We start from the raw sequence: 22176 nt of genomic DNA on the forward strand, positions 1-22176 counted from the left end.
GGATGACCCCGCCCGCATACCAATTCTGGGTCCCCACGGTGGCCAGCAGATTGCGCTTGCACAACACATACGGCAATCGACTGGACAAAAAGCCGACGTCAAGACCACGATGAGCCGCGCAGTATCGCGGGCAGTGTCGGGGGGACAGGCCGTTCTGATTGCGCATGATTCCTCCGCCCGGACCGCGTCGTCCCCGCACTTTCGCAACGGAGGAATTTCGCCATGAGCAACGGCGACCCGAACAACCCCTACGGCCAGCAGCCGGGCGGGCAGCCGGGCTACGGCTACCCCCAGCAGGCCCCGCAGGGCGTGCCCCAGCAGGGCTACGGCTACCCGCAGGCCCCGCCCGTCCAGCCCGGTTACGGCTTCCCGGGCGCCCCGGTCGAGATGCCGGGCGGCGTGAAGGCGGCCCGCGTGATGCTGTGGGTCGTCGCCGCGTTCCAGATCATCGGCGCCATCATCGCGTTCGCAGGCATGGGTGCGGTCGACGACGCCGTCAACAACGCTGGCTCCACCGCCGACACCGAGACGATCGCCAACTTCGGCAAGGGCCTTCTGGCGTTTATCGCGGTGCTCGCGCTGATCTTCGCCGGGCTCTCGGTCGCGCTCGCGCTCAAGATGAAGACCGGTGGCAATACCATCCGTGTCTGCGCCATCGTCTACGGCGCATTCATCTGCCTCGGCGGCATCTTCCAGCTGCCCCTGGGCATCGTCACCATCGCCCTCGGCGTCCTGATCATCGTCTTCGTGGCGAAGTCGGACGGGGCCGCTTGGTTCCAGCGACCGCGCGCCTGAGTGGCCGCCCGCGACAGTCGGCTCGCCTCACAGCCGTAGATATTGACCGAAGGCCGTAACCCGCGCACGCTCGCGGGTTACGGCCTTCGGTCTTGTCCGTACGGCAGTCGCCGGGCGGGTCCGAAGCTTTCGGACCCGCCCGGCGACCGAGGACGAGATGGCTACCGGCACAGACCCGGTGCGCCCATCCCGTCAGTGGAAGAAGTGCCGCGTACCCGTGAAGTACATCGTCACGCCCGCCTTCTTCGCGGCCTCGACGACCAGCTCGTCACGGACCGAACCGCCGGGCTGGGCCACGGCCTTGATGCCGGCCGCGGTCAGGATCTCCAGGCCGTCCGGGAACGGGAAGAACGCGTCCGAAGCGGCGTACGCTCCGCGCGCACGCTCCTCGCCCGCCCGCTCGACGGCGAGCTTCGCGGAGTCGACGCGGTTGACCTGACCCATGCCGACGCCGACCGAGGCGCCGCCCTTGGCGAGCAGGATCGCGTTGGACTTGACCGCGCGGCAGGCCTTCCAGGCGAAGGCGAGCTCGGCGAGCTCGTCCGCGGAGAGCGCCTCACCGGTGGCGAGGGTCCAGTTGGCCGGGTCGTCGCCGTCGGCCTGGAGCCGGTCGGTGACCTGGAGCAGCGCGCCGCCGTCGATCGGCTTGACCTCGACCGTGGAGGTCGGGGCGTCGGGGCAGCGCAGCACGCGGATGTTCTTCTTGCGGGCGAGGATCTCGACCGCGCCGTCCTCGTACGCCGGGGCGACGATGACCTCGGTGAAGATCTCCGCGACCTGCTCGGCCATGGCGACGGTCACCGGACGGTTGACGGCGATGACACCGCCGAAGGCCGACAGCGGGTCGCAGGCGTGCGCGTTGCGGTGCGCCTCGGCGACGTCGTCGGCGATCGCGATGCCGCACGGGTTGGCGTGCTTGATGATCGCGACGCACGGCTCGGCGTGGTCGTACGCGGCACGGCGCGCTGCGTCCGTGTCCGTGTAGTTGTTGTACGACATCTCCTTGCCGTGCAGCTGCTCCGCCTCGGCCAGGCCTCCGGCGCCGGAGGTGTAGAGCGCGGCGGGCTGGTGCGGGTTCTCGCCGTACCGCAGGACGTTGCTGCGCTCGTACGTCGCACCGAAGAAGTCGGGGAAGCCCGAGTCGTCGGCGGCGGCGTAGTCGTCCGCGAACCAGGAGGCGACAGCCACGTCGTACGCGGCCGTGTGCTGGAACGCCTCGGCGGCGAGCCGCTTGCGGGTCGTCAGGTCGAAGCCGCCCGCCTTGACCGCGGCGAGGACGTCGGCGTACCGCTCGGGGCTCGTGACGACGGCCACGGACGGATGGTTCTTGGCCGCGGCGCGGACCATCGACGGGCCGCCGATGTCGATCTGTTCCACGCACTCGTCGGCGGAGGCGCCGGAGGCGACGGTCTCCTTGAACGGGTACAGGTTGACGACGACGAGGTCGAAGGGCTCGACACCGAGCTCGGCCAGCTGCTCACGGTGGGCGTCCAGGCGCAGGTCGGCGAGGATGCCGGCGTGCACGCGCGGGTGCAGCGTCTTGACACGGCCGTCGAGACACTCGGGGAAGCCGGTGAGCTCCTCGACCTTGGTGACCGGCACGCCAGCGGCGGCGATCTTCCCGGCGGTCGAACCGGTGGAGACGAGCTCGACGCCCGCCTCGTGCAGACCGCGGGCGAGGTCTTCGAGCCCCGTCTTGTCGTAGACACTGACCAGGGCGCGGCGGATGGGCTTATTCACCGACATGACCGAGATGAACCTTTCGTCCCTCAATGCGATAGCCGTTACGGGCGAGCCGCCCCACGACCTCGACGAGCAGCTTGCGCTCGACTTCCTTGATGCGTTCATGGAGAGCGGCTTCGCCCTCCGGCGTGTCCTCTTCGGTCACCTCGACCACGCCCTGCGCGATGATCGGACCGGTGTCGACGCCGTCGTCGACGAAGTGGACGGTGCACCCGGTGACCTTCGCGCCGTACGCGAGGGCGTCACGCACCCCGTGGGCACCGGGAAAGCTGGGGAGCAGGGCGGGGTGGGTGTTGACGAACCGGCCGCCGAACTCGGCGAGGAACCGCTTGCCCACGATCTTCATGAAGCCCGCGGACACCACGAGGTCCGGGCGGTGCGCGGCAGTGGCGGCGGCGAGCGCCGCGTCCCACTCCTCGCGGGTGGCGTAGTCCTTGACCTTGCAGACGAAGGTCGGCAGCCCGGCGCGCTCCGCCCGTTCCAGACCGACGATGTTGTCGCGGTCGGCGCCGACCGCGACGACCTGGGCGCCGAAGCCCGCAGGGTCGTCGCCGATCGCATCGAGCAGGGCTTGGAGGTTCGTACCGGAACCGGAGACCAGCACGACCAGGCGGGCCGGAGCGGCGGAGGGGGGCGGGGAGGCCACGGCTGGGCCCTTTCTCGCGTGGTGAAGCAGAGCGACGCTGTTTGTAGGGTCGTTATTTGTAGGGTCGTACGAAAGAATCGCGCCCATCGATACGGGGAACTCTACGAAGGAGCCGACCGTCAGCAACGATACCGGCACATCGGGGGACCCCCACGGGACGGGGGTGAGGGGCCGGATCGCAGGGGAGATCCAAGGGAGATCGAGGGGGAGATCGCACAGGGAGGGGGTCCGGGCGGCAGGTATCGGGCTCCGGCGCCGCGCTCCCCGCTTTCGGCCCCTCCTGGCCGGGAGGTAGCGTCAGGGGACAGCGAACCGTCCGTCAGGGCGGAAATGACGAGATGGGGAAGACGTTCACCATATGCCGGACCGACGCCGCCGCACCGCCTTCCGCCACCCGCTGCCCGAGCGGGCCTCACTGCTGCTGCGGGAACGCCAGTCCCCGACGGGCTCCTCCTCGGATCCTTCGGATTCGCCGGATTCCTCGAACAAGAAGGACGACAACCCCTTCGCCCCACCGCCGGAGAACCGCCCCGACCAGCCGTGGCGGCCGCGCCACCCGTCGCCCGGTGCGAACGGGAACGGAGACGACGGTGCGAACGGGAACGGCGACGGGTCGTCCGAGGGCGGCTCGTCCGACGACCGGCCGGCCTGGGGCAGCCAGTGGAGCAGCCACCAGCCGGGCCGCCAGAGCGGCGGCTTCGGCGGCCGTCCGGGCGGCCAGGCCGGACCGAACGGCCCAGGCGGTCAGGGCGGCCCCGAGGGCGGCCCCGGCGGACTGCGCTGGGACCCGACCGACCCCGCCCAGCGGCGCGCCCGCTACGCGCTGCTCTCCGGCATGTGGGCCTTCTTCTTCGCGATCTTCGATTTCCCGGAGATCGCCCTTCTCCTCGGCGCACTCGCCGTGTACTGGTCGGTCAGCTCGCTGCGTGCCAAGCCGAGGAGTGCAACGGCGGCGGAGAGCACCCACAGGGCTGCCGGTACGAGTTCCGGTTCCGCTCCGGCCGCGGGCCCGGCTCCCGGAGCCGGGACTGCCGCCCCGTACGCACGGAGCCAGGGCAGGCCGCAGACGACGGCTGCCGTCAGCGGTCTCGTCACGGCGCTGCTCGCCCTCTCGATCGTCGCAATGACGTTCACGGTGCAGCTGGTCTACCGCGACTACTACACCTGCGTGAACGACGCTCTTACCAAGTCCGGACAGCTGGCCTGCAACGACCTGCTGCCGAAGCCGCTGGAGCCGTTCTTCGGCGTCAAGAACTAGCGCTTTCCGGACTGCTCGTCGGCCCGGCCTCCGGAGGCCGGGCCGACGACGTCCCGGGGCGCTTGGAGAGCGATACCCAGCGGGAACCCCCGGAGTTCCAGGGGGAATCCCCGGCCGTCCGCTCGTGCCACGGGTCGGTCGGCAGAAAGTCGTACGGCTCAGCGCCCGCATCCCCCTCGTACCAGGACTCCGCGCCGGGCACGGGCGCCGACGTCGAGGCAGGCGAAGGCGGAGACACGGGTACCGAACCGACCCCGACCGGGGATCCGGTTCGGGCTCCGGTTTCCGTGCCCGTTCCGGTGCCGGGTACTGGCTCCGATGCCCCGGCCGCATCCTCGCCCCGACGCCTGCGCCGCCACCGCATACCGCCCCGCTGCCGCTCCGAAATCTCCGCATCGGCCGGGGAGGGAAGCACCGACCCGGCCTCCCCTGCCCCACTGCCGTGCTGCCGCAGCCGCCAGGCCCTCAGCAGCAGCGCCCCGGGTACCCCGATCAGCGCCGTCCACGCCGGCGCCGCCGCGCCCGTGAGCCACCAGACCGGGCCGAACTCGGCCAGCGCACCGGTACCCATCGGTCCGCCCGCCGCCGCGGCCAGCGCCGCCGTCCCGACGCCGCAGCCCACCGCCGCGAGGGCAGCCGTCAGCGCGGTCTCCCACAGACTGCGCGCCTCCCCGTTACGTCCGGTGAACCGGGCGATCGTCACCCCGGCCGCGACCGGCACCGCCACGGCCGCCCAGTTCAGGAGCGTCCCGGGGCCGTGGGCCGGTACCGCTGCCAGCAGGGGGAAGTCCGGCAGCGCCGGTCGCCCGGTGAAGGCGAGCGGGGTGGCCGTGGACGCCGTACCGAGTGCGAAGCCGGGCCCGAGCCCATAGGCAGCACCCCACACCGCCGCGTTCGGTACGAGCGCCATCGCGAGCAGCAGCACCGCGGACCGGCCCGCCCAGTCGCCGGAGAGCCCCAGGAACGACGCCTGCACCTGCTCCGCATGCCACACCAGTGACGCCGCGACCAGCAGCGCACCGCCACCCAGCAGCACCGTCGTCCCGGCCGCCGCCGACCGGAACACCGCCTCCGCCCGCACCGCGAACCGGGTCCGCGCCATCGCCTCGTGCAGCCGCACCGGAGCCCAGGACGGCGGCCCGACCGGCCGCCCGGCCGCCGTCCACACCCCTGCCCCCGCCGCACCCGCCACCACGGGAACCAGCGGGAACAGGAGCGAAGACGGCTGCGCAACCATCGAGCCGCTCTTCGCATAGAACGCGACAACCGCCACGACCAGCAGATATCCGCCCGTCACCAGGCAGAAGACGCTCCCGGCCGAGGTCGGGGTGCGCCCCTCGTCGTCGGGCTCCATCACATCGCGGGCGGCCCGATGCACCAGCCACAGCAGCACCGCGGTGACCAGCAGCGGGACAACACCGACGGGGGCGGGGGTGCCGCTGAGGGTGTCGGTTCTGACGAGTTCGGCGCCCTGTGCCAGCAGCCAGATCCCCGCTGCGGCGTGGAAGGCGCCGCCGGGGCCGCTGTCGGAGGACCGGGAGCTGATCCACACCATCATGACGAGCACAGCCAGCGAGCCGAGCCCGAGCCCGCCGGCAAGCACGCCCCGCAGAAAGGCGGAGACCAGCACGGCGGACCGGCCCCGCTCAGCCGACAACGACGGGGTGCGTTCGGTCATTTGGGTCACATCGCAATGCTCCCAACGACACGCACTTTTTTCGTGTAACGGGCGAATAGCCGCTGTGTCGCTCAATATACGTTTATGTACTTTTCGGCCCAATACGGGTCCGTACGGGTCCGTATACGGGTCCGCCAGGGGGCCTTCATGACTCACAGCGCCACCGATGCGGCCACCCCCTCCCCGCTGCCCTCCTCGTAGGAGCCGCGCAGTCTCCGGCCGCCCGAACCCAAGCCACCGGGAGCACCACCATGGCCCCGACCAACCCCGGCACCACCCGGGACCAGCCCATCCCACCCGTCTCCTCCACCCCAACAGCCCTCGCGGTCCCCACTTCCCCTGGTCCCACCCCCGCCGAGGCATTCGATGCCCTCTACGTCGGCCTCGCCACCGCCCTCTTCCGGCAGACGTATCTGCTGACCGGTCGCCGGAACCTCGCCAAGGAGTCCGTCGAGCGGGCCTTCGAGCAGGCCTGGCAGCGCTGGCCCGAGGTGGCCGTCGACCGGGATCCGGCCGGCTGGGTGCGGGCGGCTGCGTACGAGTACGCGATGTCGCCCTGGCATCGACTGCGCCGCGCCCACCGCCGCCCCGACCCGCAGTCGGAAGTCGATCCCCGCTCGCGTGCCCTGCTCGACGCGCTGCTCGACCTGCCGCCGGCGTACCGGCGCACCCTGCTGCTCCACGACGGGATCGGCCTGGACCTGCCGGATGCCGCAGCGGAGACGGAGGCGAGCACCGTGGCGGCGGCCGGCAGGCTGATGACCGCGCGGGCCGCGGTCGCCGAGCGGGTGCCCGAGTTGGCGACCCCGCTCACACCCGACGAAGAGTCCGCGCTGTTTCACGAACAGCTGGGCACGCTCGCCCACGCCCAGCCCGTGGCTCCGTTGCTCACTCCCCATGCGGTCCGCACCGCCGGTGAGAACAAGGCCAGACTCTGGACGCAGGCGGCCATCGCCCTCACGGCACTGCTCGTCGGCCTCGCGGCGGTCACCATGGTGACCGCTCCGCCGCGGTACGAGACACCGCCGTCGCCCGCCGAGCAGGTCGGGGGCGTGCCGCCCCGCGGCGGTCCGCAGCAGCTGACATGGCAGGACCTGGACATGCAGAAGAAGCTCGACGACGAGCTCGTTCACGGACCCGCGCGGCTCGTCCCGGAAGTACGGTGACCGACCCTCATCACACCGGAATCGAATCCGAATCAAAACGGCGCGGGCCCGTATCCCTGAAGAGGGATACGGGCCCGCGCCGTCCGTGCAGTGACGCGACACAGCGGTACACGCAGTATCAGCGATACAGCGGATCAGCTGCGATGCAGCTGTCAGGCACCGAGGATCTCGCGCGCCAGCTTGGCGGTCTCGGTCGGCGTCTTGCCGACCTTGACGCCTGCGGCCTCGAGGGCCTCCTTCTTCGCCTGGGCGGTGCCCGAGGAGCCGGAGACGATGGCGCCTGCGTGGCCCATGGTCTTGCCCTCGGGGGCGGTGAAGCCCGCGACGTAGCCGACGACCGGCTTGGTGACGTTCTTCGCGATGAAGTCCGCCGCACGCTCCTCGGCGTCGCCACCGATCTCGCCGATCATGACGATCAGGTCGGTCTCGGGGTCGGCCTCGAACGCCTCCAGGGCGTCGATGTGCGTCGTGCCGATGACCGGGTCGCCACCGATGCCGACGGCGGACGAGAAGCCGATGTCACGGAGCTCGTACATCATCTGGTAGGTCAGCGTGCCGGACTTCGACACGAGACCGATGCGGCCGGGCTTGGTGATGTCGCCCGGGATGATGCCGGCGTTGGACTGGCCGGGGGTGATCAGGCCGGGGCAGTTCGGGCCGATGATCCGGGTCTTGTTGCCCTTCGAGCCGGCGTACGCCCAGAAGGCGGCCGAGTCGTGGACGGCGATGCCCTCGGTGATCACGACGGCAAGGGGGATCTCGGCGTCGATCGCCTCGACGACGGCGGCCTTGGCGAAGGCCGGCGGCACGAAGAGGACGGACACGTTCGCGCCCGTCTTCTCCATCGCCTCGGCGACGGAGCCGAAGACCGGTACCTCGGTGCCGTCGAAGTCGACGGTCGTGCCGGCCTTGCGCGGGTTCACGCCACCGACGATGTTGGTGCCGTCGGCGAGCATGAGCTTGGTGTGCTTCATGCCGGTGGCACCGGTCATCCCCTGGACGATGACCTTGCTGTCCTTGGTGAGGAAGATAGCCATGGTGTTGGAGTCCCTCGTCCTTACTTCGCAGCCGCGGCGAGCTCAGCGGCCTTGTCGGCCGCACCGTCCATGGTGTCCACGCGCTGCACGAGCGGGTGGTTGGCGTCGGAAAGGATCTTGCGACCCAGCTCCGCGTTGTTGCCGTCGAGGCGCACGACCAGCGGCTTGGTGACCTCTTCGCCCTTCGACTTCAGAAGCGCCAGGGCCTGGACGATGCCGTTGGCGACCTCGTCGCAGGCGGTGATGCCACCGAAGACGTTGACGAAGACGGACTTGACGTCCGAGTCGCCGAGGATGATCTCGAGGCCGTTCGCCATGACCTCGGCGGAGGCGCCGCCGCCGATGTCGAGGAAGTTGGCGGGCTTCACGTTGCCGTGGTGCTCACCGGCGTACGCGACGACGTCCAGGGTCGACATGACCAGACCGGCACCGTTACCGATGATGCCGACCTCGCCGTCGAGCTTGACGTAGTTGAGGTTCTTGGCCTTGGCGGCAGCCTCGAGCGGGTTGGCTGCGGCCTTGTCCTCGAGGGCCTCGTGGCTGGGCTGACGGAAGTCGGCGTTCTCGTCGAGAGACACCTTGCCGTCCAGCGCCAGGACGTCGCCGGAGGCGACCTTGGCGAGCGGGTTGACCTCGACGAGGAGCGCGTCCTCGGCGACGAAGGTGTCCCACAGCGTCACCATGACCTCGGCGACCTTCTCGGCCACCTCGGCCGGGAACTTCGCCTGGGCGACGATCTCGCGGGCCTTCTCGATCGTGACTCCGGTGTTGGAGTCGACCGGGACCTTCGCGAGGGCCTCGGGGGTCTTCTCCGCGACCTCCTCGATGTCCATGCCACCCTGCACCGAGGCCATGGCCAGGAAGGTGCGGTTGGTGCGGTCGAGGAGGTACGAGACGTAGTACTCCTCAAGAATCTCCGGCGCGGTCTCGGCGATCATCACCTTGTGGACCGTGTGGCCCTTGATGTCCATGCCGAGGATGTCGGTCGCACGGGCGACCGCCTCGTCGGGGGTGGCGGCCAGCTTGACGCCGCCGGCCTTGCCGCGACCGCCAACCTTCACCTGCGCCTTGACGACAGACTTGCCGCCCAGCCGCTCGGTCGCCTCGCGGGCTGCCTCAGGCGTGTCAATGACTTCACCGGCCAGCACCGGTACACCGTGCTTGGCGAAGAGGTCCCTCGCCTGGTACTCGAACAGGTCCACGCGCGTCCGTCCCTTTTCAGTGGTCTCGCGGTTCGTTTTCAGCGTGGGCGTGCCGCGAGGGGCAACGTGACTGCTCTGTCACAAGGAAAGCGCACACGGTGACCGGGTACGCGGCATGTCCATCCCGCAGGTTATCCCCGAGCCCCACAGGACCCTAAATCGCAGCTCACACCTGGGCGGTGATTACGGTCACAGATCACGCTGGTAGCCGGGTCGCAGTGGACAAAACGGCAGGTGCGCGATGGTGGGAAGAGGGGACCCGGGGCCGGGCAGTGCCCGCGGTCCGGACGGAGTGGTCCGAACACGACGGGGAACCGCCCGGCGACGGGCCGGGAACTGCCCTCAGAGGTCCGAGAGGTCTCAGATCCCCTGGGCCGGGTACGCCGGAGCGGTGAAGGACGGCACCGCGTCGGTGACGAAGTCGGGGGCGATCGATGTCAGACCCTGCGCACCGTGCACCGCGTTTCCGACGGTCGGACGCGCGTCGCCGCCCGCCGTGCCCACGAGCCCGCCCGCGAACGGCTGCGCCTGCGCGCCGACACCCTGCGCCAGCGGCATCACCTGGGTCGCGACGCCCTGTGCGAACGGGGCGACCGCGTCCCCGGTCAGCCCTTGAGCCAACGGCTGCACCCCGGAGACGGCACCCCCCGCGAACGGCTGGACGTCGGAGACGACTGCCCCGGCGAACGGCTGCACCTCGGAGACAACGCTCCCGGCGAACGGCTGGACGTCGGAGACAACACCCCCGGCAAACGGCTGCACCGCGCCGACCGCGCCGTACGTCAGCGGCTGGACCTCGGCCGTGACGCCGTGCACGAAGGGCAGGGCGGCCTGCTCGACGACGCCGTCGGCGAACGGAGCGACCTCGGAGACCACACCCTGAACCAGGGTGCCGACGTCTCCGAGCGCCCGGTCGACGACCGGCAGCACCGCGGAGACCGCCTCGGCGACGATGGGCGGGAGCACGGCGTCGGAGGTCTGACCGACGACCGGCCCGGCCTCTGTGAGAGCGCCCTGGGCCGCGCCCGTGACGGTGCCCTGCGCGGTGGTCGCGGCGCCGGAGGCGCTGCTCTGCACGTAGCCGGGGATCTGCTCGATCGGGCCGAAGAGGTAGTCGATCGGCGCGTCGGGCGCGACCGGGACGTCGTAGCCGGGGAGGCCCTGCAGGTCCTGCACCGCGTTTGCGCCGGACAGACCGGACAGGTCCTGCACGGCCTGTGCGTCCTGGACGTCCACGCCGTCGGTGCGGTCGACGGCGCCCGTGAGCTTGCCCGTGACGCCGGTGACCTGGTGCTCGACGCCGCCCGTCACGCGGCCGACCTGCCCGGTGGCCTTGGCGCCCGGGGCGGACGTCGCTTGCGCGGCCACGGCGCCGGCAGCTGCCTTCGCCCCGGCGGTCTCCGTCTGCACGGTGTCCTTGAGCTCCGCGACCCCGTCGACCGCGTCGGCCGCGTTGTCGGGGGTGGAGAGCGGAACGGAGACAGGCAGCTCGTCCGCACTGGCTACGGCGGTACCGAGGGCCCACATTCCGGTGGCCGTGGCGGCGACTGCTATGGAACGGCGGATGTTCTGGTGCATGTGTGTCAGATCCTTCGAATACGTTTCGACGGTCCGGAGTCGTCCGGACGGCGGGCAGACCTGTTCCGCCCCCGCGCGGCAGGTCGAGGCGGGGGAACGGCCTGCCCTAGCCGGGGAATTCGAGGATGTCGCCGGACCTGTCGCGCATCGGGGCGACGGTCGCCGGAAGACCGGCACCGCGTATGAGCCCGAAGGAGGTACCGCCCGCGAACGGAACGGCGTGCTGTTCGCCGCCGCGTGGCCCATGGGCCTCGGTGCTGGACGGGTGACCGGAGCCACCACGGGGATCGAGGGGCGCCCGCTCGGGCGCCGGTCCGTACCGCGGCGCGGGCACTCGGCTGTCCGTCCCGCTCGCGGAGGTGCCGTTCAGCAGGGCGACGGGGTCCCGGCCCCGGTCGGCCTCAGAGGTGTACCCGCAGACCGGACGCGGTGCGGGTGCGGCAGCGTGCGTGCCGCCGCCGGCGGAACCGTGGCCCGGGCGGCCCTCGGCAGGGGGATCGACGGCTGTGAGGGGAAGCAGCAGCCGGGCGGGCAGCGCCCATACGTCCGGGAGCACCCCGGCAGCACTGTCGACGGCCATCCCGACACCCTCCACCGCCTCGCCGACCGGCCGGACGAGATACCGGACGGTGTCCCGCGTCGTCCTGACAACCGACCGGGCACCGGCAACGGCGACGGACGTCGCGGTGTCGGTGGAAACGGAAGCGGAGGTCGTGGCGGAAGTGGCGGGGGTGGCAGAGGTGGCGGAGACGGAGAAGGTGGACGCGGAGGCGCTGGAAGCCGAAGTCGCGGAAGCGGGGTCGGTGGAAGCGGAGGCTGCGGAAGCGGCCATCGGCCTGGCGTGCGTTTCAGCGGTAGGCGCGCCCGACGGCCCTGCGGCCGGAACGTGTGTCGGCACCGGGGCGGAGGCGTCCGGGAGCCCCTTCGCCGCTTCGGCGTTCGGGACGTCCACCGGCTCGGCTGCCGCATCGGCGCCCCCGTCCTGCGCCCCGGCCCCGTGCGCAACTGCCGTCCCCGCGGCGGGAAGCGGCGGGACGGGTGCCTGCGCCGCGTGTGCCTCGGCTCCGAAGATGAGGCCGAGGGCCAGCAGTCCGCCGAGGAACAGCACCACCTGCAGCGCACGCCGGCCGACCGACGCGCGCACCGGGCGCGGGTCGGCGACAGAACGAACAGCTGCAGCGGTCACGTCGGAGTGAACCCTCCCTGATGGCGCGGGGTGCGGAACGCAGTCCTCCGCGGACGACGGGACGATGCTTGCACGACCCTCCCGGGTTGACGCAAGTCCCTTGTTACTGATGGGTCTCCTTGTCCGGTATGGGCAGTGGCCTCTTCTCCAGTGCCGCGGCCATCACCTCCGGGAAAAGATCCGGGGTGCACGCGAACGCCGGTGCGCCCAGTGCGCCGAGCGCCGCCGCGTGCTCACGGTCGTAGGCGGGAGCACCCTCGTCGGACAGGGCGAGCAGCGTCACGAACTGCACGCCGGAGGCCTTCATCGCGGCGACGCGCTTCAGCATCTCGTTGCGGATACCGCCCTCGTAGAGGTCGCTGATGAGGACGACGACCGTCTCGGCCGGGCGGGTGATCCTGGACTGGCAGTAGGCGAGTGCCCGGTTGATGTCGGTGCCACCGCCGAGCTGGGTGCCGAAGAGCACGTCGACGGGGTCGTCGAGCTGGTCCGTGAGGTCGACGACGGCCGTGTCGAAGACGACGAGCCTGGTCCGCAGCGTCCGCATGGAGGCGAGCACCGCGCCGAAGACGGAGGCGTAGACGACGGAGGCGGCCATCGATCCCGACTGGTCGATGCAGAGGATGACGTCCTTCTTCACCGCCTGCGCGGCCCGCCCGTAGCCGATGAGCCGTTCGGGGACGACCGTGCCGGCCCCGTCCCCGCCGGGAAGCGGCAGGTAGTTCTTGAGGTTGGCCCGGATGGTGCGGTCCCAGTCGATGTCACGGTGGCGGGGCCTGTTGATCTTCGCCGACCGGTCGAGCGCGCCGGTCAGCGTGGCCCTCGTGCGGGTGGCGAGCCGCCTCTCGAGGTCGTCGACGACCTTGCGTACGACGGCTCGTGCCGTCTCCTTCGTCGTCTCGGGCATGGCTTTGTTGAGCGAGAGCAGCGTTCCGACGAGATGGACGTCCGCCTCGACGGCCTCCAGCATCTCCGGCTCCAGCAGCAGTGCGGACAGACCAAGCCGGTCGATCGCATCACGCTGCATGACCTGGACGACGGAGCTGGGGAAGTAGGTACGGATGTCGCCGAGCCAGCGGGCGACGGAAGGGGCGGAGCCGCCGAGCCCGGCCGAGCGGTCGCCGCCGCCCCGGCCGCCGGGCCTGCCCCCGCCGCCGTACAGCGCGTTCAGTGCGCCGTCCATCGCGGCGTCCCGGCCGGTGAGGGTGCAGCCGGTGGTCTCGGCACTGTCCCCGCCGAGCACCATGCGCCAGCGCCGCAGCCGTTCGTCGTCCGCCGCGCCGCGCCCGGCCCCCGCCCTCGATGTGTCTGTGTCCGTGACCGTCGTCATCCTGTTGCCCCCAGCGGTTCGATGGCGTTGTCGACGGCGTCCGCGTCGCCGCCCTCTGCGTCCTCGGCGTCCAGCCCCAGCAGCAGCCGCAGTACGGGTACCACCGCCTCCGCCCGTTCCTCGTCGAGGGCGGGGCCGAAGCCGGGGGCTGTCGTTCCGGTGACGGTCCCGGCCGGCCCTCCGGTGGCCGGGCCGCGGCGTACGAGCTCGCCCAGCGTGCGCCGTACGCCCGGTTCGTACGCCGAGAAGGTGCGGCGCAGCAGCGGCAGTACATCGGTGAACGTGTCCGCGGGGACGCCGGCCAGCCAGGCGTCGACCAGGCCGAGCAGCCGCTCGTCGTGGACGAGGAGCATGCCGCCGCCCCCACCGGCCCCGCCGACGAAGCCCTCGATCCAGGCCGCCGCGTCGGCCGGCGGCGTGCCGGGCGACAGGGCGAGGCCCATCAGCCGTGCCGCGTCGTCCTCTTCGAGCCGCCCCTCGTCGAGCAGCAGCCGGGCCGCCCGGCCCCGGATGACGCCGGCGACGGTGTCCCGGGCGGCCAGCTTGTGCAGCACGGCCGTCCAGCGCTCGCGGAGCCCGTCCGCCGGTACCGCACCGGCGAGCAGCCCGATCGCGGTGTGTACCCCGTCCACCTTGCGGCGCAGTTCGGCGGCGCCGTCGGCGTCGAGCCCGGTGCAGGCGGGCGGCAGTCCGACGCAGATCCGCTCGGCGAGCCCGGCCGCGACCTCGCCGAGCGCCGCCGTGTCCGTGGACCGTACGTCCCCGTACCGCAGGGTCCGCGCCAGGGCGGGCAGCGCGTCGGCGAGGTGGCCGACGTCGGCGTCCAGCGCGGCCCGGTCGGCGAGCGCCCGCATCACGACGGGCAGTGCGTCGGGCAGTTCGGCGAGGAGGCAGCGCTCGGCGAGCGCGGTGACCTCGGCGAGCGCGGTCGCCGAGACTGCCTCCGATTCGGCCTTGGCGGTGGCGGCGGTCAGCACGGTGGTGCCCCAGATCCCGGCCTCGGCGACCTGTACGTACAGCTCGGGCTCCCAGCGCAGCCGCCAGCTCTCCCGGAACGTGCCGGTACTCCCCCGGCCGGCGGCCGGTTCGCCCCAGCCGACGGCGAGGAGCCGGAGCCGGTGCAGCAGGCGGCTGCGGGCCGCGTCGGTGTCCTTGCGGAGGTCGAGCTCCAACTCGCGCTCCATCGCCTCCGGTTTGAGCCGCAGCGTGCGCTGGAGCCGTGCGAGGTCGCGCTGCAACGGCACGGCGGGGGCGGTGTCCGGCACCTCTCCGAGCGTCTCGCCGACGATGAGCCGGTCCTGTACGAGCGCGAGCGGCACATCGGAGCCCTCGCACATCACGGCCCGGATCGCGTCGGTCGTCTCGCTCAGCCCGGCGAGCGGCCGGCCGCGCAGGGCGGCGAGGGTCCCGGCGAGCCGCACGGCCTCGATGACATGGGCGGACGACACGAACCGGTCCTCGTCGCGCAGGAGTCCGGCGACCTTGGTCATCCAGCGTTCGATCGGCCGGTCGGGGGCGCCGAAGAGGTGCCCGTACCAACCGGGCGAGTCGATCCCCGCCCCGTAACCGCTGTGCCGGGCGAGCCGCCGATGGGTCCAGGGCACCCAGGTCAGCTCCGTCTTGACCTTGGGCAGCCCCTTGAGGAGGGCCCTGTCGGCGGTGACGGTCGTCCTCGCTCCGAGCGCGGGCACATGCCAGGCTCCGCAGACGACGACCACATCGTCCCCGACCTCCCTCCGTGCGGCACGCAGTTGGATCCGCATGTACGCCTCGCGTACGGCGTCGCGGGGGTGCCCGCCGTCCCCGTACACCTCGCGCAGCGCCGTCATCGCCTCGCCGAGCGCGGCGAACGGGGCCCGCGGGTCGACGAGCCGCCCGTCCGGTGCGCGGTGCTCGACGACGTCCTCCCACCAGCGCTCGGGGTCGTCGTAGCCGGCGGCCTCGGCAAGGACCCCGATGGGGTCGATCGGAGGCGCGGCCACCGCACCCGCGGCGTCGCCGTCACCCGCCCGACCCTGTTCCTGATCGTGGTCGTGGTCCGCGCCCGGGGCCGGGGAGTCGGTCATGGCCAGGGAGTGCGCCGCGGGCAGGTCGATGAAGCGGACCGGCACGTCGTGGCGGAGCGCCCAGCGGATCGCGACCCACTCGGGCGAGAACTCGGCGAGCGGCCAGAACGCCGCCCGGCCCGGGTCGTCCACCGCGTGGGCGAGCAGCGCCACCGGTGGCCGCATCCGCTCGTCGGCGGCGAGCGGCAGCAGCGCGTCACCCTCGGGCGGCCCCTCGATGAGGACGGCCCGGGGTCCGGCGGCGTCCAGCGCGGCACGGACCGCGCGGGCCGATCCGGGACCGTGGTGCCGGATCCCGAGCAGCAGCGGACCGGCGGCGGGCGCGGCCCCGGTCACGCGGAGACCTCGCGGCAGGCGCGGTAGAAGTCCTTCCAGCCGTCCCGCTCACGGACCACCGTCTCCAGGTACTCCTGCCAGACCACCCGGTCCGCCGCAGGGTCCCGGACGACGGCGCCGAGGATGCCGGCCGCGACATCGCCGGGGCGCAGCACCCCGTCGCCGAAGTGGGCGGCGAGCGCCAGGCCGTTGGTGACGACGGAAATTGCCTCGGCCGTCGACAGCGTGCCCGAAGGGGACTTGAGCTTGGTCCGGCCGTCGGTCGTGACACCGTCGCGCAGTTCACGGAAGACCGTGACCACCCGGCGGATCTCGGCCATGCCGTCGGGGGCGGCCGGAAGGTCGAGCGAGCGCCCCATCTGGTCCACGCGCCGGGACACGATGTCGACCTCGGCATCAGGCGTGGCGGGCAGCGGCAGCACGACCGTGTTGAACCGGCGGCGCAGGGCACTGGACAGCTCGTTGACCCCGCGGTCGCGGTCGTTGGCCGTCGCGATGACGTTGAAGCCGCGGACGGCCTGGACCTCCTGGCCCAGCTCGGGGAGCGGAAGCGTCTTCTCCGACAGGATCGTGATGAGCGAGTCCTGCACATCGGCAGGGATACGGGTGAGCTCCTCGATCCGCGCGGTCATGCCCTCGGACATCGCACGCATCAGCGGGCTGGGCACCAGCGCGTCGCGGCTGGGCCCGTGCGCCAGCAACTGCGCGTAGTTCCACCCGTAACGCACGGCCTCCTCGGGCGTGCCCGCCGTGCCCTGGACCAGCAGCGTCGAGTCGCCGCTGACGGCAGCCGCGAGATGCTCGGAGACCCATGTCTTGGCCGTGCCGGGAACGCCGAGGAGCAGCAGGGCGCGGTCGGTGGCGAGCGTCGTCACGGCGACCTCGACAAGGCGGCGGGGGCCCACGTACTTGGGTGTGATCACTGCCCCGTCCGGCAGAACGCCGCCGAGCAGGTAGGTGGCCACGGCCCACGGCGACAGCTTCCAACGCTCGGGCCGTGGGCGGTCGTCGGCGGCCGCGAGCGCCTTCAGTTCGTCGGCGAAAGCGTCCTCGGCATGCGGGCGCAGAGCCTCTGCGCGGACGCCGGCGGTGGTTTCGGACACGGTCATGGATCCCCCTCCAGATCGGTCGGCCGGATGTGGTTCCCACCGTGCACCATGCCACTGACAATCGACCCTTCCCACGGTCTTTCCGCAGGTCGGAGCGATTGTCAGTGCCGCGCCCTACCGTCGTTGCCATGCTGCTATCTCACGGGGGAGAACCCTTGCGCACCGCTGCTCCGGTGGTGCGCTGGACGGTGGAGCAGGTCCTGGTCCTGGCTCCTGACGAGTCGTCACGCAAGGTCGGCGGCAGGCTCGGTTCGGCCGGTCCATGGACCGGCGCGGGCTGCGACGGATCGGGTGCGGTGTGGGGGCTGTGCAAGGGGAGCGGAAGCAAGCCGTATCAGACAGTGGTCGATACGACAGGCCCCGCGTACAAGTGCAGTTGTCCCAGCCGGAAGTTCCCGTGCAAGCACGCGCTGGGACTGCTGCTGCTCTGGGCGTCGGACGAGGCGGTGCTCGGCCCGGCGGAGGTGCCGGACTGGGCCGGGGAGTGGCTGGACGGCCGTCGCAGACGGGCGGCGCAGACGGCCGAGCCGGCCGGGGGAGGCGCGGTCGGCGCCGGTGCGGGCCCGTCCGACCCGGCGGCCGCGAGGCGGCGCGCCGAGCGCCGGGCCGAGCGGATCACCGGCGGCGCGCAGGAGTTGGAGCAGCGGCTGACGGATCTGCTGCGCGGCGGCCTGGCGGCGGCCGACCAGTCGGGGTACGGGCTGTGGGAGGAGACGGCGGCCCGCATGGTCGACGCCCAGGCTCCGGGACTGGCGGGCCGGGTGAGGGAGTTGGGGGCGATCCCGGCGTCCGGCCCCGGCTGGCCGGTGCGGCTGCTCGAGGAGTGTGCGCTGCTGCATCTGCTGGACACCGCGTGGCTGGGCATCGACCGGCTGCCGGAGCCGCTGGCGGCGACGGTCCGCACCCGAGTGGGTCTGACAGGCTCCGTCGATGGCCCACCGGTCCGCGACCACTGGCTGGTCCTCGCCCAGTACGACACCCCGGACGGCAAGATCGTCACGCGCCGGATCTGGCTGTACGGGATGGACTCGGGCCGCACCGCACTGCTGCTGTCCTTCGGGGCGGCCGGACGCTCCCCCGGTCAGGCCCTGCCGGTGGGCGTCACCATCGACGCCGAGCTCACGCCGTACCGAGGGGCCGGGCAGCTGAGGGCGGAGCTGGGCGGGCAGTTCGGTGCGCCGGTGCCGACCGGTGCTCCCCCGCCGGGCTCCACGGCGACGGCCGCGGTCGCCGCGTACGGGCAGGCCCTTCGGGACGACCCCTGGCTGGAGTCCTGGCCGGTCACCCTGCGCGGGGTCATACCGGTGCCGTCGGGCGACGGCTGGCATCTGGTGGACGCGGCAGGCGATACGGCCCTGCCCGTCACCCCGTCGGCACTGTCCCGGCCGGGTCTGTGGAAGCTCGTGGCAATCTCCGGCGGCGCGCCGGTCACCGTCTTCGGCGAATGCGGCCATCGCGGCTTCGACCCGCTCGCGGCCTGGGCCGACAGCTCCGACGACGGTGTGGCCGAGACCGTGCCGCTCATCTGACCCCTGGAGGAGGACCGATGCCCGGTACAGAACCGATGCCCAGTACGACCACCCCATGGGAAGAGCTCCTCACATCGGCGCTGCTCGGCACCGACCGCCGGCCGCTCGCGGCGGGAGCCGGGCCGGGGCCGATCGCGCTGCTGGATGCGGCGGCGCTGCACACGGTGCGGCGCCGAGCCGGGCTGCGGCCCGCTGCTGCGGCCGCCCGGCCCGGGACAGCGCCCGCCGACCCGCGGCCGCCCCTGCCGCCCGCCGCGCGCCGAAGGCTCGCCCAGCTGCTCGCCGACCGGTCGGCGCCGAGCGGTGCGGGCGGCCGGCGCGGTGCGGCGCCCGATCTCACGGAACTGATCCCGCAGTGGCTGGCCGCCGCCAATCTGCGCGGTTTCCGGGCCCCGGCGGCGCTGCTGCCACCCCTGATGGACGCGGCCCGGGCGCGTACCGACCTGCGGCCGCAGGCTCTGGCGTTCGCCGGGCCGCGCGGGCTGTGGCTGGCCGGGCTGAACCCCGAATGGAAGTTCGCGCTGCGCGGCTCGTCGGGAAGCTCGCTGCTGCCCGAGGTGACCGACGCCGATGCGGTGCACCGGCTGTGGGAGGAGGGTCTGTTCGCCGAGCGCGTCGCCCTGCTCGGGGCCGTACGGGCGCACGATCCGGGTGGTGCGCTCGCGCTGCTGACCAGCACGTGGGCGACGGAGCGCGCCGAGGACCGGCTGATGTTCCTGGACTCGTTGCGCGCCGGGCTGTCCGCCGCGGACGAACCCTTCCTGGAGCAGGCCCTCTCCGACCGCAGCCGCAATGTGCGCGCGACGGCCGCCGAGCTGCTGTCCGCGCTGCCGGAGTCGGCGCTGGCCGGGCGGATGGCGGCCCGCGCCTCGTCGTGCGTGAACCTTGACCTGACGGCGGGCGACGCGACCGCCGCCGTGGAGGCGCCGCACGAATGCGACGCCGCGATGCAGCGCGACGGCGTGGTGGCGGTGCCGCCGTCCGGACGGGGCGAACGGTCCTGGTGGCTCGGCCAGTTGGTGGAGGCGACCCCGCTGTCCGTCTGGCCGGGGCGGTTCGGCGGGCGTACGGCGCAGGAGATCGTCGCCCTGCCCGTCGCCGACGGCTGGGGCGAGGAGCTGCACGCCGCCTGGTGCCGGGCGGCGGTGCGGCAGCGCGATCCGCAGTGGGCGCGCGCACTGCTCGGCCCCCCGTCGCTCCCCCCGTCGAACGGGCCCGGTACGGCGTCGCTCGCCGAGCGGTCGAAGCTCCTCGCCACGCTGCCCGGCGCGGAACGGGCCGCATGGGTGGCCGACTTCGTCGCCGCGCACGGTCTGTCGGAGGCGTTCCAGCTCCTGAGCGTCTGCCCGGTCCCCTGGGCGGAGCCGCTCGGCAGATCGGTCGTCGACGCGCTCGACATCGCCCGCGACGCCGGTAGTTACCCATGGAGCTTCAGCGGCGTCATGGGGCTGGCCGAGCGCTGTCTGAACCCGGCGGAGGCGGACCGTCTGGAAGTCCTCACGACCACCCCGGACGAGCCGGAAGGAGCGTCACCGGGCGCGGCCGGCTACTGGTCGGAGGCGTTCCGGCGCCTGGTCTCCACGCTGCGGCTGCGCGCGGCGATGGATGCGGAGCTGGGGGCGGAGACGGCGTAGGCGGGCCCGGGGGCTGGTGCGGCCGCGAAGGCGGGTTGCGCGGGCCGCGCCGGTCCTGGATTTCGCCCCGGGGCACAGGGCCACCGGACCGCGTGCCGCGGGAGACGCGACAGGCGGACCGGGGCGGGCGTCGACCCCGCTGGGGCGGGCCTGGACCGCCCTCTGCCGGGGTCAGGCTTCTGCGGGCTGGCGGACGTTCGCGTTCACCCAGTCGACGATCGACGCCGTCGTCGCTCCCGGGGTGAAGATCGCCGCGACGCCCTGTTCCTTCAGCGGCGCGATGTCCGCCTCCGGAATGATGCCGCCGCCGAACACCTTGATGTCCTCCGCGTCGCGCTCCTTGAGCAGCTCGATCACCTTGGCGAAGAGCGTGTTGTGCGCGCCGGAGAGGATCGAGAGCCCGATCGCGTCGGCGTCCTCCTGGATCGCGGTGTCCACGATCTGCTCGGGCGTCTGGTGGAGCCCGGTGTAGATGACCTCCATACCGGCGTCGCGCAGCGCTCGCGCGATCACCTTGGCGCCGCGGTCATGGCCGTCGAGGCCCGGCTTGGCCACCACCACACGGATCGGACCGGTCACACCCATCACTGCCTCCACATGCGTCTCCCGTGCCTGAAGGGCCGGGGATGTGAACGAACGTTATCGACAGCATCCCGCAACCCGCCGTTTCGCGGTGTACCGGGAGGGGGAAATCACACCTGGGACATGTTCGCCAGGCTCCGTTCCCACATCACGCGGCACACCCGCCGTGCGGGACGGACGCCAGGGGAGCCGCTACGAGGCCGCCGTACCACCGCGCCGCCAGCCGCACGGCACGGCGGTACGGCACCAGGGGCCCGACCAGCCCCCGCCCACACCTCTGCCACGGCGCCCATGAGGGCATACGGGGACCGGAGCCGCCTCCCCGTGCGCCGAGCAGGAGGTCGGCCATGAGGGTCATGAAGGTCCTGCCTTTCCTTCCATCGATGCTGCGCGAGCCGTGCCTGCGCCGCGCCTGGCTGTCATCGGCGCTGCTGAGGGCCACCGCACTGGAGCTGATCGTGCTCGCCGGGCATGTGCTCCTCTATCCCGCGGGCATCACCAGCGAGCGACGGGATCCCGCGCGCCCGTCCGAGCCGCCCTTCGAGCCGTCCACCGCACCGGCCGGTACCCCGGCCCTTCCCCTCGAGAGCCCCGACCGGCCGCCCGTCGTCCTGCTCCACGGGTTCATCGACAACCGCTCCGTCTTCGTCCTGCTGCGCCGCTCCCTCACCCGGCACGGCTGGCACCATCTGGAGTCCCTCAACTACTCGCCGCTGACCTGCGACATCCGTACGGCCGCCGAGCTGCTCGGCCGGCACATCGAGGAGATCTGCGGCCGCACCGGGCACCATGAGGTCGACATCGTCGGGCACAGCCTCGGTGGCCTGATAGCCCGTTATTACGTGCAGCGACTCGGCGGTGACCGACGGGTCCGCACCCTGGTCACTCTCGGCACCCCGCACGGCGGCACGGCCGTCGCCCCGATGGCCAGCGCGCATCCGATCGTGCGCCAGATGCGCAGCGGTTCCGCCCCGATCGAGGAGCTGCGCAGGCCCGCGCCCGGCTGCCGGACCCGGTTCGTGAGCTTCTGGAGCGAGCTGGACCAGGTGATCGTCCCGGCCGAGGCGGCCTGCATCGACCATCCGGACCTCGATGCCCAGAACGTACGCGTCAGCGGGATCGGCCATCTCGCGCTGCCGGTCCACCCGGCGGTCGCCGCCGGGATCCGCCAGGCGCTCGAGTCACCGGAAGCGGCCCCCGGACTCGCGGGTACCGCGTCAGTGGCCTGAGGAAGACCGGAATCTTCACTGCGCAAGGACGCCACGCCGCGATGAGGGTCGCCCACCCGCGTCCCGGGCCGC

General features: G+C 72.2%; 16 protein-coding genes and 1 pseudogene. 6 read left to right on the top strand and 11 right to left on the bottom strand.

What is annotated here, in order from left to right:
* The first annotated feature begins 222 nt into the window (after positions 1–222).
* Positions 223–795 (top strand): hypothetical protein, encoded by a 573-nt coding sequence (locus OHA03_RS09810; RefSeq protein WP_267002813.1) that lies wholly within the window; start codon positions 223–225, stop codon positions 793–795.
* Positions 796–987: 192 nt separating this feature from the next.
* On the opposite strand, the gene purH is transcribed toward OHA03_RS09810, so the two are convergent.
* Positions 988–2541, bottom strand: a complete 1554-nt coding sequence (purH, locus tag OHA03_RS09815; RefSeq protein ID WP_267002815.1) for a bifunctional phosphoribosylaminoimidazolecarboxamide formyltransferase/IMP cyclohydrolase — start codon at positions 2539–2541, stop codon at positions 988–990.
* On the bottom strand, positions 2528–3184 hold the full coding sequence (purN, locus tag OHA03_RS09820; RefSeq protein WP_267002817.1) for a phosphoribosylglycinamide formyltransferase: 657 nt from the start codon (positions 3182–3184) through the stop codon (positions 2528–2530). The genes purH and purN overlap by 14 nt, the downstream gene beginning before the upstream one ends.
* 358 nt (positions 3185–3542) lie before the next feature.
* Between purN and OHA03_RS09825 the strand changes: the two genes are divergently transcribed.
* A complete protein-coding gene (locus OHA03_RS09825) occupies positions 3543–4442 on the top strand; it encodes a hypothetical protein (RefSeq protein ID WP_267002819.1) in 900 nt (299 codons plus the stop codon).
* On the opposite strand, the gene OHA03_RS09830 is transcribed toward OHA03_RS09825, so the two are convergent.
* Positions 4432–6120, bottom strand: a complete 1689-nt coding sequence (locus OHA03_RS09830; RefSeq protein ID WP_267002821.1) for a DUF6350 family protein — start codon at positions 6118–6120, stop codon at positions 4432–4434. The genes OHA03_RS09825 and OHA03_RS09830 overlap by 11 nt on opposite strands.
* A gap of 350 nt (positions 6121–6470) precedes the next feature.
* On the opposite strand from OHA03_RS09830, the pseudogene OHA03_RS09835 reads away from it, so the two are divergent.
* Positions 6471–7286, top strand: a pseudogene (locus tag OHA03_RS09835) (hypothetical protein); the annotation flags it as partial.
* Between the two features lie 152 nt (positions 7287–7438).
* Here OHA03_RS09835 and sucD read toward each other — a convergent pair.
* From sucD to OHA03_RS09870, 7 genes are all read right to left on the bottom strand, one after another.
* Complete coding sequence (gene sucD, locus OHA03_RS09840; protein WP_030914424.1) at positions 7439–8323, bottom strand: succinate--CoA ligase subunit alpha; 885 nt, start codon at positions 8321–8323, stop codon at positions 7439–7441.
* A gap of 20 nt (positions 8324–8343) precedes the next feature.
* Positions 8344–9525 carry an ADP-forming succinate--CoA ligase subunit beta gene (gene sucC / locus OHA03_RS09845; RefSeq protein ID WP_267002824.1) on the bottom strand — a complete coding sequence of 394 codons (1182 nt, stop codon included), beginning with the start codon at positions 9523–9525 and terminating at the stop codon, positions 8344–8346.
* 360 nt (positions 9526–9885) lie between these two features.
* Positions 9886–11103: a hypothetical protein gene (locus OHA03_RS09850; protein ID WP_267002826.1), complete on the bottom strand. Its 1218-nt coding sequence runs from the start codon at positions 11101–11103 to the stop codon at positions 9886–9888.
* 106 nt (positions 11104–11209) lie between these two features.
* Complete coding sequence (locus OHA03_RS09855) at positions 11210–12289, bottom strand: hypothetical protein (protein WP_267002828.1); 1080 nt, start codon at positions 12287–12289, stop codon at positions 11210–11212.
* A gap of 103 nt (positions 12290–12392) precedes the next feature.
* Positions 12393–13619 (bottom strand): VWA domain-containing protein, encoded by a 1227-nt coding sequence (locus tag OHA03_RS09860; RefSeq protein WP_267002830.1) that lies wholly within the window; start codon positions 13617–13619, stop codon positions 12393–12395.
* Positions 13616–16021, bottom strand: coding sequence for a DUF5682 family protein (locus OHA03_RS09865; protein ID WP_267002832.1), 2406 nt, complete (start codon positions 16019–16021; stop codon positions 13616–13618). Before OHA03_RS09865 ends, OHA03_RS09860 begins: the two co-directional genes overlap by 4 nt.
* Positions 16018–17130: an AAA family ATPase gene (locus OHA03_RS09870; protein ID WP_267002834.1), complete on the bottom strand. Its 1113-nt coding sequence runs from the start codon at positions 17128–17130 to the stop codon at positions 16018–16020. The genes OHA03_RS09865 and OHA03_RS09870 overlap by 4 nt, the downstream gene beginning before the upstream one ends.
* 128 nt (positions 17131–17258) lie before the next feature.
* Here OHA03_RS09870 and OHA03_RS09875 point away from each other — a divergent pair, with 128 nt between their 5' ends.
* Both OHA03_RS09875 and OHA03_RS09880 read left to right on the top strand, forming a co-directional pair.
* Positions 17259–18659, top strand: a complete 1401-nt coding sequence (locus OHA03_RS09875) for an SWIM zinc finger family protein (RefSeq protein ID WP_267002836.1) — start codon at positions 17259–17261, stop codon at positions 18657–18659.
* Positions 18660–18676: 17 nt separating this feature from the next.
* Entirely contained in the window at positions 18677–20293 is a 1617-nt protein-coding gene (locus OHA03_RS09880) for a DUF5691 domain-containing protein (RefSeq protein WP_267002838.1), read from the top strand.
* 171 nt (positions 20294–20464) lie between these two features.
* Here the strand turns inward: OHA03_RS09880 and OHA03_RS09885 are convergent, their stop codons facing one another.
* Positions 20465–20878 (bottom strand): cobalamin B12-binding domain-containing protein, encoded by a 414-nt coding sequence (locus OHA03_RS09885; protein WP_030914396.1) that lies wholly within the window; start codon positions 20876–20878, stop codon positions 20465–20467.
* Between the two features lie 353 nt (positions 20879–21231).
* Here OHA03_RS09885 and OHA03_RS09890 point away from each other — a divergent pair, with 353 nt between their 5' ends.
* Positions 21232–22104 carry a triacylglycerol lipase gene (locus OHA03_RS09890; RefSeq protein WP_267007993.1) on the top strand — a complete coding sequence of 291 codons (873 nt, stop codon included), beginning with the start codon at positions 21232–21234 and terminating at the stop codon, positions 22102–22104.
* The last annotated feature ends 72 nt before the right edge of the window (positions 22105–22176 follow it).

It is taken from the genome of Streptomyces sp. NBC_00154 (genome assembly GCF_026342835.1).
In the GTDB taxonomy this organism is placed as follows: Bacteria; Actinomycetota; Actinomycetes; order Streptomycetales; family Streptomycetaceae; genus Streptomyces.